Consider the following 17,446-nt stretch of genomic DNA (forward strand, 5'->3'; position numbering starts at 1 on the left):
TCGTCTTGCTAGAACGCTCGTCAGGAGCGGCGCCGGACGGAGCCGGCCGGTGCGGGTTATCAGGGGTCGAGCCGGCGGCCGCAGGACGCGGCCGCCTCGGCATCAGGCGAGAACGCCGGCCTCGACGAGGGCCGAACGCACGGCATCGTGGCAGCGCTCGTCGAGCGCCGTGAGCGGCAGCCGGATACCGCCCTGCATCTTGCCCATCGCCTGCAGCGCCCACTTCACCGGGATCGGGTTCGCCTCGATGAACAGGTTCTTGTGCAGCGACAGCAGCTTCATGTGCAACTCGCGGGCCGTCTGCACGTCGCCGGCAAGCGCCGCGCGGCACAGCTCGCTCATCGCACGCGGTGCGACGTTCGCCGTCACCGAGATGTTGCCGTGGCCGCCGAGCAGCATCAGCGCGATCGCGGTCGGATCGTCGCCGCTGTAGATCGCGAAATGCTTCGGCGCGGCCTTGATCAGGTGCGCGGCGCGATCGATGTTGCCGGTCGCTTCCTTCACGCCGATGATGCCCGGCACTTGCGCGAGGCGCAGCGTCGTCTCGTGCGCCATGTCCGCCACCGTGCGGCCCGGCACGTTGTACAGGATCACCGGCAGGTCGACCGCTTCGGCGATCGCCCGGAAGTGACGGTACATGCCTTCCTGCGTCGGCTTGTTGTAGTACGGCACGACCTGCAGCGTCGCGTCCGCGCCAACAGCCTTCGCGTGCTTCGTCAGCTCGATCGCCTCGGCGGTCGAGTTGCCGCCCGCGCCCGCGATGATCGGGATGCGTTTTGCCGCATGCTCGACCGCCGTGCGGATCATCAGGATGTGCTCTTCGACGTTGAGCGTTGCCGACTCGCCGCTCGTACCGACCACGACGAGCGCATCGGTGCCTTCCGCGATGTGCCAGTCGATCAGTTTGCGAAACGCCGGCAGGTCGAGACTGCCGTCTTCGAGCATCGGGGTGACGATCGCGGGGATGCTGCCGCGGATTTGAATGCCGTCTTGGGTGCCGTTAGCCATGAAACGCGATTGATTGTGTACCGGTAAACGTTGAGATTGTAGCGGATTAGCCGGGCAGTTCGTAACGTGGAATTCCCGCCCCCGCCTTCGGGGTCGCGCCCTCGCGCACTGCGCAGAGACGCTGGACGAACGCCTCGCGCGGCGCGGCGACGAAACCATCCTCGTACGCGACCACCCGCAGGCGGCCGTGCACGGCGTCCAGCAACTCGCCCGGGGCGAGCAGGAACGCGGGGTTGGACGGTTTGCCGACCGTTTCGTTTCCTTGCGCGAAGGTTTCGTAGATGAGCACGCCGCCCGGCGCCACCGCATCAAGCAGATGGGGCCAGAGCGGACGATGCAGATAATGGGTGACGATCACGGCCGAAAAACGCGCACCGGCCGGCAGCGGCCACGGCGCGCCTTCGAGATCGGCGCCGCGGGCATCGACGCCCGGGATCGCGCGCAACGCGGCCAGCGCGGCCGGGTCGCGGTCGAGCGCGACGACCGGATGCCCTTGCGATGCGAACCAGCGCGCATGACGGCCGCCGCCCGCGGCGACGTCAAGCACCGCGCTGCCTGCCGGAACGAGCCGCGACCATTGCGCGACCCAGCGCGACGGCTCGGCCTGTGCGACGTGGCCGCCCGCGGCGGCGATGACGGATTCGCTCATGCAGTCGGGTCAGTTGTACGACAGGCCCATCGCGTCGCGCACGTCGCGCATCGTTTCCGTCGCGTACTTGCGCGCCTTGTCGCAACCGTCCGCCACGATCGCGCGCAGCAGCGACGGATCGTCCATGTACTTCTGCGCGCGCTCGAGCATCGGCTGCTGCTCGCGCAGGATGCCTTCGACAACCGGCTGCTTGCAGTCGAGGCAGCCAATGCCCGCCGAACGGCAGCCCTTCTGCACCCACTCGTGCGTCGCTTCGTCCGTATAGACCTGATGCAGCTGCCACACCGGGCACTTGTCGGGGTCGCCCGGATCGGTGCGGCGCACGCGCGCGGGATCGGTCGGCATCGTGCGGACCTTCTTCGTGATCGTCTCGGCGTCTTCACGCAGGCCGATCGTGTTGCCGTACGACTTCGACATCTTCTGCCCGTCGAGGCCCGGCATCCGGGACGCTTCGGTCAGGAGCGCCTGTGGCTCGACGAGGATGATCTTGCGCGCGCCTTCGAGATAGCCGAACAGGCGTTCGCGATCACTCATCGACAGGCTCTGCGATTCCTGCAGCATCGCGCGCGCCTGTTCGAGCGCCTCGTCCTCGCCTTCCTGCTGATACGCATTGCGCAGCTCGTGATAGAGCTTCGAGCGCTTGCCGCCAAGCTTCTTGGCCGCCTCGAGCGCCTTCTCCTCGAAACCGGGTTCACGGCCGTACAGGTAGTTGAAGCGGCGTGCGATCTCGCGCGTCATCTCGACGTGCGGCACCTGATCCTCGCCGACCGGCACGAGCGAGCCGCGATACAGCAGGATGTCGGCGGCCATCAGCACCGGGTAGCCAAGGAAGCCGTAGGTCGACAGGTCCTTGTCCTTCAGCTTCTCCATCTGCTCCTTGTAGGTCGGCACGCGTTCGAGCCAGCCGAGCGGCGTGCTCATGCCGAGCAGCAATGCGAGCTCGGCATGCTCGGGCACCTTGCTCTGGATGAACAGCGTCGCCTGCGCCGGATCGATGCCGGACGCGAGCCAGTCGATCAGCACATCCCACACGTTCTTCTCGATGACCTCGGGAGTCTCGTAGTGCGTTGTCAGCGCATGCCAGTCGACGACGCAGAAGAAGCACGGGTACTCGGACTGCAGCTTCACCCAGTTTTTCAGCACGCCGTGGTAATGACCGAGGTGCAGCGACCCGGTGGGTCGCATGCCGGAGAAAATACGTTCTGGGAACATGATTGTCGTTAGAAAAGCGAGGCGAATGGAGACAGGATGGCGCTCAGGACGGCGTAGCCGACATTGACGAGCGGGCGCAGCCAGAAGTTCGTCAGCACGCCCGTCGTGACCAGCACGAGGACGATGATGAAGCCGTACGGCTCGATGCGCGACAGCGCGATCGATTGCTTCGGCGGCAGCAGCGCCGCCAGGATGCGGCCGCCGTCGAGCGGCGGCAGCGGAAACAGGTTCAGCACGCCGAGCACGAGGTTCGCGCTGACGCCGGCAAACGCCATCCGCGTGAAGAACGGCTCGTCGATGCCGACGGCGGGCAGCACGAGGGTCAGCATGCCCCAGATCAGCGCCTGCACGAAGTTGCAGGCCGGGCCCGCGAGCGCGACCCACAGGCTGCCCCAGCGCGGATTGCGCAGGTTACCGAACGAAACCGGCACCGGCTTCGCATAGCCGAACAGGAACGCGCCGCCCGTCAGGAAATACATCGCGAGCGGGATCGCGATCGTGCCGATCGGATCGATGTGGCGCATCGGATTGAACGACACGCGCCCCATCACGTAGGCGGTATTGTCGCCGAGCAGGCGGGCGGCATAGCCGTGCGCGGCCTCGTGCAACGTGATCGCGAAGATCACGGGCAGCGCGTAGACGGCGATGGTCTGTATCAGGGAAGCATCCATATCGCGTTATTGTAACAAGCGCACTCGTGCAAAAAATGGAACGGCGCGCGCTTACGCGGCCGAGAGCCCGAACGGTTCGAGCGCGCCGCGCCCCGCGCGAACGAGCTCCGGCTCGTCGCCCGTCAGGTCGATCACCGTCGACGGCTCGCGCGGGCATGCGCCGCCGTCGATCACGAGGTCGACCTGCTTCTCGAGCCGCGCACGGATGTCGTCGGGATCGTTGAGCGGTTCGTCATCCGGCGGCAGGATCAGCGTCGTGCCGAGCAGCGGCTGGCCGAGCGATTCCAGCAACGCGAGCGTGATCGCGTGATCGGGCACGCGCAGCCCGATCGTCTTGCGCGACGGGTGCGACAGCCGGCGCGGCACTTCCTTCGTCGCCTGCAGGATGAATACGTACGGGCCCGGCGTCACCGACTTGATCTGCCGGTACTGGCGGTTGTCGACCATCGCGAAGTTGGCAAGCTCCGACAGGTCGCGCACGAGCAGCGACAGGTGCTGTTTCTCGTCGAGGCCGCGAATCCGGCGCACACGTTCCACCGCATCCTTGTCGTCGAGATGGCACGCGAGCGCATAGCTCGAATCGGTCGGCATCGCGACCACGCCGCCCTTGCTGATGATCTCCACGGCCTGCTTGATCAGGCGCGGCTGCGGATTATCCGGATGAATCCTGAAGAACTGGGACATGGAGGCACGTAAAGAGGGAGAAGTCGGATGCGCGCGTCGGCAACAATGCGGGCGGCGGACAGCCGCCCGGCGTCAGAGCCAGCGCTCCCAGACCGGTGTCAGGTCGGACGGCAACGGCGGCAGGCCGCCGAGCTCGACGCGGCCTTCGCCCGGCGCATGGAAATCCGAGCCGCGCGACACTTCGAAGCCGAAGCGGCGCGCAACGTCCGCGTATTCGCGGTACTGGTCGGGCGTGTGGCTGCCCGTGACGACCTCGATCGCGCGGCCGCCCAGATCGATGAACTCGCCGAAGAACGCGTCGAATTCGACGGGCGTATAGCGATAACGGCCCGGATGCGCGACCACGGCTTCGCCGCCCGCCGCGCGAATCCACGCGACCGCGTCGGACAGCGTCGCCCAGCGATGCGGGACGAACCCGGGCTTGCCGTCGCCGAGCAGGCGATCGAACACGTCGGACGTCGATTCGGCGTGGCCGTGCTCGACGAGAAAGCGCGCGAAGTGCGTGCGCGAGATCAGGTCGGGATTCGATACGTACTTCAGTGCGCCTTCGTACGCGTCGGGGATGCCGAGCGTCGCGAGCTGCGCGCCAATCGCCAGCGCGCGCGCCGCGCGGCCGTGGCGCGTGCGGTACAGGCCGTCGACGAGCGCCGGGTTCGCGGGATCGATGTTCAGGCCGACGATGTGCACGGTGCGCGACGCCCACGTGACCGAGATCTCGACGCCGCTCAGGTAGCGCATGCCGAGCGCTTCCGCCTCGCTGCGCGCCGCCGCCTGGCCGCCGATCTCGTCGTGGTCGGTCAGCGCCCACAGGGTCACGCCGCCGGCATGGGCGCGGCGCGCGACGTCGGCAGGCGACAGCAACCCGTCGGAAACATTCGAATGGCAGTGGAGATCAGCGTTCATTGTCGGCATGGCAGGTAAGGCTTCATTCTACTGCAATGCGGCAATTGCCCCGCCCGCCTGCCCCGCCGCTGCCGTCGCGCACCTACGCGCAGAACGCCTCGATCAGCGCCGCGATCTGCTCGGGCTGGTCGTGATGCACCATGTGGCCGGCGTCCTCGACGAGCTTCTCGCGCCAGTCGGGGAACGCGTTGAAACGCATCTTGAACTCCGGCAGCGGGATGTCGCCGGCAATGTGCGCGAGCGTCGGTGAATTGACGGCCTCGACGTGCAGCACCTTCGCACGCACCTGCGTCCAGGTGGCCATCACCTCGTCCAGCCGGTAAAGCAGCGGGCCCGGCATCTTGTGCGCAGGGTCGGCCAGCAGGTGGTAGAGGCCGTCGTCGCCGCGCTTCGACCAGTGCGCGGCGAGGAATGCGGCACGGCGCGGATCGAGCCGCGGATTGGTCTTGGTCAGGCGCGCCGCCACCTCGTCGAGGGACGCGTAAGGGCGCAGCGCGGGCGGCTCGCGCAGCTCGTCCAGCCAGCCGCGCAGCCGGCGCGGCGCCTGTTCGGCCCGCGCGGGCGCGAGCCCGAAACCTTCGAGATCGATCACGCGCCGCACGCGTTCCGGCCGTGCGCCGGCATACAGGCACACGACGTTCGCGCCCATGCTGTGCCCGACCAGGTTGACTTCGCCGGTCGGCGCATAGTGGTCGACGAGCGCATCGAGGTCGCCCAGGTATTCGTGGAACCAGTAGTGGCCGCCGCCCTGCCGCGCGACCGGCCAGTCGGACAGCCCGAAGCCGCGCGCATCGGGCGCAATCACCTGCCAGTCGCCCGCGAGCGCATCGACGACGAACTGGAATGACGCCGCGACGTCCATCCAGCCGTGCAGCATGAACAGCGTCGGCGCATCGGGCCGGCCCCAGCGCCGCACATGCAGCCGGACGCCGCGCACCATGACGAAATCGGAAACAGAACTCGAGGCACTCATTGCAGCCGCCAAAAAAAGAATGATCGTTCGATTATAGTGGCGACGCCTTCGTTCCGGCGGTCGGCAATCGAGGCCCCGCTCTAGCCGCGGGGTCGCTCGAAGGCCCGCCGGGCGGGCCGGGTGGCAGACCGGAGAGCGCCACTCGCCGGGCGCGCGAGCCGGCTGGCGGCAGGCAAAGCGCAGCCGAACGCGATCCGGCTAACGCGTCGCGTTTCCGTCCACCCCGTCCTGCGCAGCCAGTTCGTCGAGTTCGGCCTGCTCGAATCCGGCATCGCGACGCGCATCGAAATTGAACGGGCCACGCAGCCGCGGCGCATGGTATTGCTCGGCGAGCTGCCGATAGGCCGGCACGGGATCGCGGCCGGCTTCGTCGCACAGATGCCGGAACCAGCGGTTGCCGATCGCGACATGACCGATCTCGTCGCGCAGGATCACGTCGAGGATCGCGGCCGACGCATCGTCGCCCGCCTGCACGAGCCGCGCGCGGATCGGCGGCGATGCATCGAGCCCGCGGGCCTCGAGCGTGCGCGGCACGAGCGCCATGCGCGCAAGCGCGTCGTCCTTGGTCCGCTCGCACATCTCCCACAGCCCGTTGTGCGCGGGAAAATCGCCGTACGCATGCCCGAATGCCGCCAGCCGGTCGGACAGCAGCGTGAAGTGATAGGCCTCCTCGGCCGCAACCTTCAGCCAGTCGGCGTAGAACGCGTCCGGCAGGCCCGCGAAGCGCCAGACCGCGTCGAGCGCCAGATTGATCGCATTGAACTCGATATGGGCGAGCGCGTGCAGCAGCACGGCGCGCCCTTCGGGCGAACGCATGCTGCGTCGCTCGAGCTGGCGCGGCTCGACGAGCGGCGGGCGCGCCGGACGTCCTGGCAGATCGGGCGGTTCGCGCAGTGCGAGCGACGGTGCGATCGCGGCCTGCCCGGCCAGCAGCGCATCGTACAGCGAGCGCACCTGCGCGGCCTTGGCCGCCGGTTCGGATGCACGCAGCGCGTCGAGCGCTGTGCCGCGCACGCAGGCCGGCGCATTGCCGAAAGAAGAAGACGCCATACTCATGAACGGGGACACCCTGCATGCGCGCGGGAGCATACGCACGCGACGGTTTACAATATGCGATTGTTCCGCGGCGCAATGCGCCGGGCAAACCAGACGCGCCATTCTACCGGCGCCCATCATCGAAGAGACAAGGAGACTCCGTGACGATCTACAAGCTGGGCGATACGGCCCCGACGATCCACGAAAGCGTATTCGTCGCCGATACGGCGGCCATCATCGGCAAGGTCGTGCTCGAGGAAAACGCGAGCGTCTGGTTCGGCGCGACGATTCGCGGCGACAACGAGACGATTGCCGTCGGCGCCGGCAGCAACGTCCAGGAAGGCGCGGTACTGCACACGGACCCCGGCTTTCCGCTGACGATTGCCGAAAACGTGACGATCGGGCACCAGGCCATGCTGCACGGATGCACGATCGGCGAAGGTTCGCTGATCGGTATTCAGGCGGTGGTCTTGAATGGAGCGGTCATCGGCCGCAACTGTCTGGTTGGCGCCGGCGCGGTCGTGACCGAAGGCAAGACGTTCCCGGACAACTCGCTGATTCTCGGCGCACCGGCGAAAGTCGTGCGCGAGTTGTCGGCCGAAGACATCGCGCGACTGCGCGCGAACGCGAAGACGTACGTCGAGCGGCGTGCGCATTTCAAGGAGCAACTCGTGCGGATCGGGTGATTCGCACGGATTTCAAGGAAGAAGAGTGAGCGACCAGTTACAGAAATTCATGTTCAATGCAGCGCCCGTGCGCGGCGAGATCGTTTCGCTGCGCAATACGTGGCAGGAAGTGCTCGCCCGCCGCGACTACCCTGCCCCCGTGCGCACGGTGCTCGGCGAGATGATGGCCGCGTGCGCGCTGCTGTCCGCGAACCTGAAATTTCACGGCACCCTGATCATGCAGATCTTCGGCGACGGGCCGGTCCAGATGCTGGTTGTCCAGTGCGGTTCGGATCTGTCGATGCGGGCCACCGCGAAGTTCTCCGGCGACGCGGCGCAGACGATCGGCGACGACACGAGTTTCGCGTCGCTCGTCAACGCGAGCGGACACGGCCGTTGCGTGATCACGCTCGACCCGGCCGACAAGCTGCCGGGCCAGCAGCCGTACCAGGGCATCGTGCCGCTGAACGGCGTCGATGGCCCGCTCGAATCGGTGTCGCAGGTGCTCGAGCAATACATGCACCACTCGGAGCAGCTCGATACGCGGCTATGGCTCGCGGCCGACAGCGATCGCGCGGTCGGCATGCTGCTGCAGAAGCTGCCGGGCGACGGCGGCATCGTGCCGCGCAACGCCGAGACGGACATCGATACGTGGGAGCGCGTCTGCACGCTCGGCGGCACGCTGTCCGCGAAGGAACTGCTCGAGGTCGAACCGGAAGTCGTGTTCCGCCGGCTGTTCTGGCAGGAAAACGTGCAGCACTTCGAACCGGCCGGCACGCGCTTCCTGTGCTCGTGCTCGCGCGAGAAGGTCGGTGCGATGCTGCGCATGCTCGGCCGCGACGAAGTCGACAGCGTGATCGTCGAGCGCGGCCACGTCGAGATCCACTGCGAGTTCTGCAACCAGCGCTACGAATTCGATCCCGTCGACGTCGCGCAGTTGTTCGCGACACCCGGGGTCGAGACCGGCATCGCGCCCGCCACCGGCCAGCGTCACTGAACGGCGCGCCCGATGCCCGGCGTCCGGGCACGGGCACGGGCGCATAATGACGCACGAGCGTCGCACGCACGGCGCCGGAGGCTCGACCTTCGGCGCAAGCCCGCTTTCCGCCGTCGGCGCGCTGCAGGAGAAACACATGAATCGCCCGTTTCGCATCATCGTCGTGACGAGCGTTGCCGCCGGCACGCTCGCGCTTGCCGGCTGCGCAGTGCCGCCGCCGTCTGCCACGATCCTGAGCCGCCTGCCCGAACCGGGCGCATCGGGCGGCCAGCCGCCCGCGCTGTCGAGCGCCGAACGCAAGCGCTACGACGAGATCGACCGGCAGGTCCTGCGCGAACAGAACAGCGCGATGGCGGCCGAGGCGGCCGCACGCGCATGGGCCTATTACTCCCCGCCGCCCGTGACCGTCTATGGCGGGTATTACGGCGGATGGGGAAATCGCTGGGGCACGGGCATCGGCTACGGCTACCCGGGCTGGTGGTGGTGAACGTGCATCGCCCGGCCGATTGATGACTGGCAGGAAATAAAAAAGCGCGGCATTTCCCGCGCTTTTTTAATGGGTTCGAGCTGTCGTGCTCAGTGATGCGCCGCCTTGCCCTTGTCGCCGCCATGATGCCGCGACGGTCTCGCCATCGACTGCGGATTCGGCACGACACGCACCGGCGCCGCGGACACGGCACCGCGCGTCGACGTGTTCGAAGGCGTGTTGTTCAGGGGCCCCGCCGGCGCATTCGGCGACACGAACTGCACGAATACTTCGCCGTCCTTCACCATGCCCATCTCGTAGCGCGCGCGCTCCTCGATAGCCGCGGTGCCGCTCTGCAGATCCTGCACTTCGCCCGCGGTCCGCTCGTTGCGCAGCTTCTCGTCGGCATTCTTCTGGAGCTGGTCGTCGAGCTGCTGACGCAGTTCGTGCACCCGCAGCCAGCCGCCGTGTCCCCACCATAGGGGGTACTGAATGAGCGCCAGCAAGGCAATCAGGACGACAGTGACAAGCCGCATGTAAGAGACGCAGATATAAGAAGGCCGCTCCGTGCATCGCGCGCGGAGCGGCGTCGATATGACGAACCCGATAGTAGCGCGTTAGCGCAGGTTATAGAAAGCCGATTTACCCGGGTAGCTCGCGATGTCGCCGAGATCTTCCTCGATACGCAACAGCTGGTTGTACTTCGAGATGCGGTCGCTGCGCGACAGCGAACCCGTCTTGATCTGACCGGCGTTCAGGCCAACCGCGATGTCCGCGATCGTCGAATCTTCCGTTTCGCCCGAGCGATGCGAGATCACGGCCGTGTAACCCGCGCGCTTCGCCATTTCGATCGCCGCGAACGTTTCGGTCAGCGTACCAATCTGGTTGATCTTGATGAGGATCGAGTTCGCGATGCCCTTCTCGATGCCTTCCTTCAGGATGCGCGTGTTCGTGACGAACAGGTCGTCGCCGACGAGCTGCACCTTCTTGCCGAGGCGGTCGGTCAGCAGCTTCCAGCCTTCCCAGTCGCTTTCGTGCATGCCGTCCTCGATCGACACGATCGGGAATTTGTCGGCGAGCGTCGCGAGGTAGTCGGTGAATTCGGCCGACGACAGTTGCAGGCCTTCGCCCGCGAGCTGGTACTTGCCGTCGTGGTAGAACTCGGATGCCGCGCAGTCGAGCGCGAGCAGCACGTCTTCGCCCGCACGGTAGCCGGCCTTCTCGATCGCCTGCAGGATCGTCGACAGGCACTCGTCGTTGCTGCCGAAGTTCGGCGCGAAGCCGCCTTCGTCGCCGACTGCCGTGCTCATGCCGCGGTCGCTCAGGATTTTCTTCAGTGCGTGGAACACTTCCGCGCCGCAACGCAGGGCTTCACGAAACGTCGGCTGGCTGACCGGGACGATCATGAATTCCTGGATGTCGAGGCTGTTGTTCGCGTGCGCGCCGCCGTTGACGATGTTCATCATCGGCACCGGCAGTTGCATCGCGCCCGAACCGCCGAAGTAGCGGTACAGCGGCAGGCCTGCCTCTTCGGCTGCAGCCTTCGCGACGGCCATCGACACGGCCAGCATCGCGTTCGCGCCGAGGCGCGACTTGTTGTCGGTGCCGTCCAGCTCGAGCAGCGTCTTGTCGAGGAACGCCTGTTCCGACGCGTCGAGGCCCATGATGGCTTCGGAGATTTCGGTATTGATGTGCTCGACTGCCTTCAGCACGCCCTTGCCGTTGTAGCGGCCGGCTTCGCCGTCGCGCAGTTCGATCGCTTCACGCGAGCCCGTGGACGCGCCCGACGGCACCGCCGCGCGGCCCATCGTGCCCGATTCGAGCAGCACGTCGCATTCGACGGTGGGGTTGCCGCGCGAATCCAGAATCTCGCGGCCGATGATATCTACGATTGCACTCATGGGTTTCCTCTGAGAATGACGATGGATTCTTCAAACTGCGACGACGTGCGTGCCGGAACCGCTTTCGCTACTGACGCGCGAAGTCGCCGCAAGGTTCATTCGATCTTCAATTGAAATCGTTTTCCAGGAACGGATTGCGCTTCACCGCCTGGTCGAGCGTGACGAGCGTCTCCAGCAGCGCGCCCATCCGGTTCAGCGGCACCGCGTTCGGGCCGTCCGACTTCGCCTCGGCCGGATTCGGGTGCGTTTCCATGAAGAGGCCCGCGACGCCCGTCGCGACCGCCGCACGCGCGAGCACCGGCACGAATTCGCGCTGGCCGCCCGAGCTCGTGCCCTGCCCGCCCGGCAGCTGCACCGAGTGGGTCGCGTCGAACACGACGGGCGCATTCGTTTCGCGCATGATCGCGAGCGAACGCATGTCCGACACGAGATTGTTGTAGCCGAACGAGACACCGCGCTCGCACGCCATGAAGCGGTCTTCCGACAGTCCCGCTTCACGGGCCGCGTCGCGCGCCTTGTCGATCACGTTCTTCATGTCGTGCGGCGCGAGGAACTGGCCCTTCTTGATGTTGACGGGCTTGCCCGAGCGCGCGCACGCATGGATGAAATCGGTCTGTCGGCACAGGAACGCGGGCGTCTGCAGCACGTCGACGACCGACGCGACCTGCTCGATCTCGTCGATCGCATGCACGTCGGTCAGCACCGGCAGGCCGAGCTGGCGCTTCACCTCGGACAGGATCCGCAGGCCCTCGTCCATTCCGAGGCCACGAAACGACTTGCCCGAGCTGCGGTTCGCCTTGTCGTAGGACGACTTGTAGATGAACGGAACGTTCAGCTTCTCGCAGATCTCCTTCAGGCGGCCCGCCGTGTCGATCGTCATTTGCTCCGATTCGACGACGCAGGTACCCGCGATCAGGAAGAAAGGCTTGTCGAGACCGACCTCGAAATCGCACAGCTTCATGCTTTCACTCCGGCGCGCGCTTGCTTTCCGGCGAGCGCGGCTTCGACGAACGACTTGAAGAGGGGATGACCGTCACGCGGCGTGGACGTGAATTCCGGGTGGAACTGGACGCCGACGAACCACGGGTGCATCGAACGCGGCAGCTCCATCATTTCCGGCAGATCCTCGCTCGGGGTACGGGCGCTGATGATAAGGCCGCCGGCTTCGAGCTGGGGCACGAAGCGGTTATTGACTTCATAACGATGGCGATGGCGTTCGTTCACGTCCTTGCCATAGATTTCTTCCGCCAGCGTGCCGGGCTTGACCGGGCAGCGCTGCGAGCCGAGGCGCATCGTGCCGCCGAGATCGGATTCCTCGGTACGCTGCTCGACCTTGCCTTCGCGGTCGTACCATTCGGTGATCAGCGCGACCACGCGTTCCGGCGTGCCCGGATCGAATTCCGTGCTGTTCGCCTGCTTCATGCCGACGACGTCGCGCGCGAACTCGATCACCGCGAGCTGCATGCCGAGGCAGATGCCGAGGTACGGCACCTTCGCCTCGCGCGCATGGCGGATCGCCGCGATCTTGCCTTCCGTGCCGCGACGGCCGAAACCGCCCGGCACCAGCACGGCGTCGAGGTGCTTCAGGCTGTCGACACCGTTCGCCTCGATCTCTTCCGAGTCGATGTATTCGATGTTGACCTTGGTCGACGTGTGCAGCGATGCGTGGCGCAGCGCCTCGATCAGCGACTTGTACGACTCGGTCAGGTCGACGTACTTGCCGACCATGCCGATCGTCACTTCGTGCTTCGGGTTCTCCAGCTTCTCGACGAGCTCCGCCCACATGCCGAGGTCGGCATCGTGCGGCGACAGCTTCAGCTCGTCACAGATGATCTTGTCGAGACCCTGGTCGTGCAGCATCTGCGGAATCTTGTAGATGCTGTCGGCGTCCCACACCGAGATCACGGCGTCTTCCGGCACGTTCGAGAACATCGAGATCTTCTTCGATTCGTCGTCGGGGATGCGGCGGTCCGCACGGCACAGCAGCACGTGCGGCAGGATGCCGATTTCGCGCAGCTTCTGCACGCTGTGCTGGGTCGGCTTCGTCTTCAGTTCGCCGGCCGTCGCGATGTACGGCACGAGCGTCAGGTGCACGAAGCACGCGCTGTTGCGGCCGAGGCGCAGGCTCATCTGGCGCGCGGCCTCGAGGAACGGCAGCGATTCGATATCGCCGACCGTGCCGCCGACCTCGACGATCGCGACATCCGGCTCGCCGCAGGTGGCCGATGCCGCCCCGCGCTCGATGAACGCCTGGATTTCGTTCGTGATGTGCGGAATGACCTGCACGGTCTTGCCGAGATAGTCGCCGCGGCGCTCCTTGCGGATCACCGATTCATAAATCTGGCCGGTCGTGAAGTTGTTGGCCTTGCGCATCTTCGTGCTGATGAAGCGCTCGTAGTGGCCGAGGTCGAGATCCGTCTCCGCACCGTCTTCCGTCACGAACACTTCGCCGTGCTGGAACGGGCTCATCGTGCCGGGGTCGACGTTGATGTAGGGATCAAGCTTGAGGAGGGTGACTTTCAGACCGCGCGATTCGAGGATCGCGGCGAGAGAGGCGGCGGCAATACCCTTGCCGAGGGAAGAAACTACGCCGCCGGTGACGAAAACATATTTGGTCATCGCTGGATGCTCGCGGGAAAAACGGATTATACCGTAAAGCCCGCCCTTTTCTCAGCAAATGGCGCGGTGATCGCGCCCTTTCGCGCGGCCCAGCACCAGCCGTGCGCGCCGCGATGAACCGGCCGGCCAGTCGGCGCGACCGCACACGCCGCGGCACAGCCCGGCGGCCGGACCAGGCGTCAGGCGCGCTTCGCGAGCGGGGCGCCGCCCTGCGAAACATCGTCCTCCCCCGCCTTCAGCGAATTCAGCATCCGCTGCAATGCGCGGGCGGTCTCGAGCGGCCGCTCCATCGGGAACAGGTGACTGCCCTCGAGCCATTCGACGCGGCCGCGCGCCGCGCGTCGCGTCGCATCGAGCCCGACCTGCCGCACCTCGCGCGAACGCGTGCCGGCGAGGAAACCGAGCGGCACCGGCGCGCCGTGCGCGAGCCGCGGGCCGAGCGTGTGCGGCAGCGTACGGTAGATCAGGTATTCGACCTGCCGGTCGAACGCGAGCGCGCGCTCACCGTCGGCACCGGCCTGCGGAATGCCGTAGTCGATGTAGTCGGCCAGCATCCGTTCGTCCCAGCGCGCGAACGCGGGCTTCTCGCGGAAGTGCCGCCAGACTTCGTCGCGGCTCACCCAGCGCGTACGCCGGTTGCGCGTCGCAGCGGCCGGCGACAGCCGCTCGTCGAGCCCCGCCCACTGGCTCGCGCGCAACGCGCCGGCACGCCAGCCCGCGATGATCGGCGAATCGATCATCACGACGCCGCGCACCCATTGCGGCTTCTTCAGCGCGGCCATCAGCGACAGGTAGCCGCCGAGCGAATGGCCAACGAGCCAGACGGGACGCTCGTAGCGGCTGCCGATGTCGTCGAGCAACTGCTCGACGAGATGCGGCCAGTCGCGCGTCACCGGGTAGCAGCGGTCGTGGCCGATCCGTTCGATGTAGCGCAGCTCGTAGTCGTCGGCCAGTTCGGCGAAGATCGTCCGGTACGTCGACGCCGGAAAGCCGTTCGCATGCGAGAAATGGAGGATGTCCTTCAAACGCCGATGTCTCCTTTGTCGACGGGAATGAGTGCTTTAGCACTTACTTCCGCCCCATGCTTCGCGTTCTACCGGGCCCGCGCCTCGGCACTTTGTGCGGTCCCGGGCATTCTTGACAGGCCAGCCCTCGCCGCGGTCACCGGTCCATCCAGTACCGTCGCCGAACGTCGCGATGACGCTCGAATGCAAACCCGCCCTCGGCCGGCGCGACGTCGAACCGCACGGCGCCGTCGCGATCGGTGCGCGGCAGCGGAATCCCGCGCGCCTCGTAGCGCGCGAGGACAGTCCGGTGCGGATGTCCGAAACGATTGCGATAGCCTACAGGAAATACCGCGACGCGCGGCCCGACCGAATCGAGGAAAGGCTCGACCGACGACGTGCGGCTGCCGTGGTGCGGCACGACCAGGATCTGCGCGGCCAGCGCGTCGCGCGCAGTATCCACGAGCCGGCGCTCGGCGCGCGCATCGACGTCGCCCGTCAGCAGCGCGGACGTGCCGCCCGCGTCGATGCGCAGCACGCACGACTGTCCGTTCGACGAGCCCGTGCCCGGGCCGCCCTGCGGCCAGAGCATCGTGAAAACGACACCGTCCCAGGCCCAGCGCTGCCCGGCCGCGCACGGCAGCCGGTCGGCGACGCCGGCGGCCGCCGCGTCGCGCCACAGCCGGCTCGTCGGCGGAATGCCGGCCAGCAGCTGGCGCACGTCGGCTGCGGCGTAGACGGCCGGTGCGCCGCCCGCATGATCGGCGTCCGCGTGACTGAGCACGAGCGAATCGATCACCGCGATGCCGCGCGCCCGCAACGCCGGTGCGACGATCCGCGCACCGGCGTGGGTCGACTCCGCGCCCGGCCCCGCATCGAACAGCAAGGTCCGCCGCGCGGTCTCCACCAGCACCGACGCGCCCTGCCCGACGTCGAGCACGGTCAGCCGGAAACCGCCCGGCGGCGGCGCATCGGGTGCCGGCGCGACGAGCGGCAGCCATGTGAGCGGCGCCGCCCAGCGCAACGGCCAGCCTCGCGGCATCAGCGCCCATGCGACGCCCACGCACGCAAGCGCCAGCACCGGCCAGTCGGGCATGCGCAGCCAGAACACGCCAGCCGGCCAGTCGGCGAGGTGCCCGAGCAAGGTCATCATCGGTTCGAGCGCCGCGTGCGCGAGCCGGAACGCATACGCATCGAACGGGGCGGGCGACGCGATGCCGGCCAGCACGATCGGCGTCACGACCGAGCTGACCCACGGAATCGCGAACGCATTGCCGAACGGGCCCGACAGGGAAATCTGTGCGAACCATGCCGCGGTCAGCGGTGCGAGACCGATCGTCACCGCGTACTGCACGCGCGTGGCCTCCGCGATACGGCGTCCGGCGCGTGCGCCCCACGCGCGCAACCGGCTCGATATGCCTGCCGTGTCGCTGTCCTCCCCGCCTTCCGCGTCGACCTCCCGCACCGCGCGCCAGCCGGCGACGGTCAGCAGGATGACGGCGACCGCCCCGAACGACAGCCAGAACCCGGCCGACAGCACGGCCCACGGATCGGCGAGCAGCACGCCGCCGAGCGCCGCGCACAGCACCGCGGACGTCGGCACGCTGCGTCCGGCCAGGTACGCGATGCCGCCGGCCGCAATCATCCACCACGCGCGCTGCGCCGGCACGTTGAAGCCGGCGAGCGCCGCATAGCCGGCCGCGGCCGCCAGCGCGGCAAGCGACGCCGCGTACGGCGCCGGCAACACGAGCGGCGCGGCGCGCGCGCGCCAGCGCAGGCGGCGCCAGACCATCGACACGAGCCCGCCCGCGATCGCGCCGACGAGCCCGACGTGCAGGCCGGAAATCGCGACCAGGTGGCTCGTGCCCGTATTGCGCAGCACGCGCCAGTCGTCGTCGCCGATGCCCGACTGATCGCCGATCGCAAGCGCGGCGACGATGCCGCGATGCCCTGCGTCGACACCGAGCGTCTCGCCGATACGTGCCCGCAGCGCGTCGCGCAGCCGATCGATCGATGCACGCCATCCCGATGCGCGCGCGTCGAGCAATACCGCCCGCCGGGGCGCGCTGACATAACCGATCGCGCGAATGCCTGCGGCGAGCCACGCCGCCTCGCCGTCGCGCACGCCGGGATTGGCCTCGGCGTGCGGGCGCTTCAGGCGCACGACGAAACGCCAGCGCTGCGCGGCACGCAGGTCGGGAAGCGCATCGCGTGTCGCGGGTGGGCCATACGCGCGCCACGACAGCCGGATCAATGGCGGAAACCGGGCAAGCCCCGCATCGTTCGACTCGACCGCGAACAACAGCCGCGCGCCTGTCCCGTCGACGACGGGCAGCCCCCTGATCACGCCGGTGACGACGATGTCGCGCCCTTCCCACTCGACCGGCAAGCTGTCGCGCAGCCGCCATTCGGCCCGCGCCGCCGCATAGCCGAACCCCGCCACGCCGGCCGCGAGCGCGCACAGCATCCAACCGAGCGCGACGGTCGTGCGCATGCGCCGACGACGCATGCACCACGCTCCCAGCGCCGCGCTGCCCGCGAGCACGACCGCACCGGCCGTCCATCCGATCGCACCCGGCAACGCCGCCTGCCGCTGCAGCACGACGACGCCGAGCGCGAATGCGATCCACCACACGCGCATCCCGCCTCCTCGTCGACC

The 17,446-nt window shown here is 67.5% G+C and carries 17 protein-coding genes; 3 read left to right on the top strand and 14 right to left on the bottom strand.

Annotation, left to right across the window (positions count from 1 at the left end; all coding sequences use genetic code 11):
- Window positions 1-102: 102 nt before the first annotated feature.
- From dapA to CUJ89_RS11605, 8 genes are all read right to left on the bottom strand, one after another.
- Window positions 103-1,008: a 4-hydroxy-tetrahydrodipicolinate synthase gene (gene dapA, locus CUJ89_RS11570; RefSeq protein ID WP_114177441.1), complete on the bottom strand. Its 906-nt coding sequence runs from the start codon at window positions 1,006-1,008 to the stop codon at window positions 103-105.
- Window positions 1,009-1,054: 46 nt separating this feature from the next.
- The gene (locus CUJ89_RS11575; RefSeq protein WP_114177442.1) at window positions 1,055-1,657 is read right to left on the bottom strand and encodes a class I SAM-dependent methyltransferase; all 603 of its coding nucleotides are present in this window, start codon (window positions 1,655-1,657) and stop codon (window positions 1,055-1,057) included.
- Between the two features lie 9 nt (window positions 1,658-1,666).
- Window positions 1,667-2,869, bottom strand: a complete 1,203-nt coding sequence (locus CUJ89_RS11580) for a tryptophan--tRNA ligase (RefSeq protein WP_114177443.1) — start codon at window positions 2,867-2,869, stop codon at window positions 1,667-1,669.
- Window positions 2,870-2,877: 8 nt separating this feature from the next.
- Window positions 2,878-3,540, bottom strand: a complete 663-nt coding sequence (locus CUJ89_RS11585) for a site-2 protease family protein (RefSeq protein ID WP_114177444.1) — start codon at window positions 3,538-3,540, stop codon at window positions 2,878-2,880.
- A gap of 51 nt (window positions 3,541-3,591) precedes the next feature.
- Window positions 3,592-4,224: an L-threonylcarbamoyladenylate synthase gene (locus CUJ89_RS11590; RefSeq protein ID WP_114177445.1), complete on the bottom strand. Its 633-nt coding sequence runs from the start codon at window positions 4,222-4,224 to the stop codon at window positions 3,592-3,594.
- Window positions 4,225-4,296: 72 nt separating this feature from the next.
- Window positions 4,297-5,127, bottom strand: coding sequence for a 3',5'-nucleoside bisphosphate phosphatase (locus CUJ89_RS11595; protein WP_201752235.1), 831 nt, complete (start codon window positions 5,125-5,127; stop codon window positions 4,297-4,299).
- 82 nt (window positions 5,128-5,209) lie between these two features.
- Window positions 5,210-6,100, bottom strand: a complete 891-nt coding sequence (locus tag CUJ89_RS11600; protein WP_114177447.1) for an alpha/beta fold hydrolase — start codon at window positions 6,098-6,100, stop codon at window positions 5,210-5,212.
- Between the two features lie 198 nt (window positions 6,101-6,298).
- Window positions 6,299-7,156 (bottom strand): ferritin-like domain-containing protein, encoded by an 858-nt coding sequence (locus tag CUJ89_RS11605; protein WP_114178586.1) that lies wholly within the window; start codon window positions 7,154-7,156, stop codon window positions 6,299-6,301.
- 140 nt (window positions 7,157-7,296) lie between these two features.
- Here CUJ89_RS11605 and CUJ89_RS11610 point away from each other — a divergent pair, with 140 nt between their 5' ends.
- The 3 genes from CUJ89_RS11610 (at window position 7,297) to CUJ89_RS11620 (ending at window position 9,284) form a co-directional block, all read left to right on the top strand.
- On the top strand, window positions 7,297-7,821 hold the full coding sequence (locus CUJ89_RS11610; protein WP_034183575.1) for a gamma carbonic anhydrase family protein: 525 nt from the start codon (window positions 7,297-7,299) through the stop codon (window positions 7,819-7,821).
- Window positions 7,822-7,846: 25 nt separating this feature from the next.
- Window positions 7,847-8,797 carry an Hsp33 family molecular chaperone HslO gene (locus CUJ89_RS11615; RefSeq protein WP_114177448.1) on the top strand — a complete coding sequence of 317 codons (951 nt, stop codon included), beginning with the start codon at window positions 7,847-7,849 and terminating at the stop codon, window positions 8,795-8,797.
- 136 nt (window positions 8,798-8,933) lie between these two features.
- A complete protein-coding gene (locus CUJ89_RS11620) occupies window positions 8,934-9,284 on the top strand; it encodes a hypothetical protein (protein ID WP_114178587.1) in 351 nt (116 codons plus the stop codon).
- Window positions 9,285-9,373: 89 nt separating this feature from the next.
- On the opposite strand, the gene ftsB is transcribed toward CUJ89_RS11620, so the two are convergent.
- The 6 genes from ftsB to CUJ89_RS11650 form a co-directional block, all read right to left on the bottom strand.
- Window positions 9,374-9,799 carry a cell division protein FtsB gene (gene ftsB, locus CUJ89_RS11625; protein ID WP_114177449.1) on the bottom strand — a complete coding sequence of 142 codons (426 nt, stop codon included), beginning with the start codon at window positions 9,797-9,799 and terminating at the stop codon, window positions 9,374-9,376.
- Between the two features lie 81 nt (window positions 9,800-9,880).
- The gene (gene eno, locus CUJ89_RS11630; RefSeq protein WP_011352544.1) at window positions 9,881-11,164 is read right to left on the bottom strand and encodes a phosphopyruvate hydratase; all 1,284 of its coding nucleotides are present in this window, start codon (window positions 11,162-11,164) and stop codon (window positions 9,881-9,883) included.
- A 106-nt stretch (window positions 11,165-11,270) separates the two neighbouring features.
- Complete coding sequence (kdsA, locus tag CUJ89_RS11635; protein WP_114177450.1) at window positions 11,271-12,125, bottom strand: 3-deoxy-8-phosphooctulonate synthase; 855 nt, start codon at window positions 12,123-12,125, stop codon at window positions 11,271-11,273.
- Entirely contained in the window at window positions 12,122-13,783 is a 1,662-nt protein-coding gene (locus CUJ89_RS11640) for a CTP synthase (protein ID WP_114177451.1), read from the bottom strand. The genes kdsA and CUJ89_RS11640 overlap by 4 nt, the downstream gene beginning before the upstream one ends.
- 179 nt (window positions 13,784-13,962) lie before the next feature.
- Window positions 13,963-14,808, bottom strand: a complete 846-nt coding sequence (locus CUJ89_RS11645; protein ID WP_114177452.1) for an alpha/beta fold hydrolase — start codon at window positions 14,806-14,808, stop codon at window positions 13,963-13,965.
- 136 nt (window positions 14,809-14,944) lie between these two features.
- On the bottom strand, window positions 14,945-17,428 hold the full coding sequence (locus CUJ89_RS11650) for a DNA internalization-related competence protein ComEC/Rec2 (protein WP_114177453.1): 2,484 nt from the start codon (window positions 17,426-17,428) through the stop codon (window positions 14,945-14,947).
- Window positions 17,429-17,446: the final 18 nt, after the last annotated feature.

The organism is Burkholderia pyrrocinia (genome assembly GCF_003330765.1).
In the GTDB taxonomy this organism is placed as follows: domain Bacteria; phylum Pseudomonadota; class Gammaproteobacteria; order Burkholderiales; family Burkholderiaceae; genus Burkholderia; species Burkholderia pyrrocinia_B.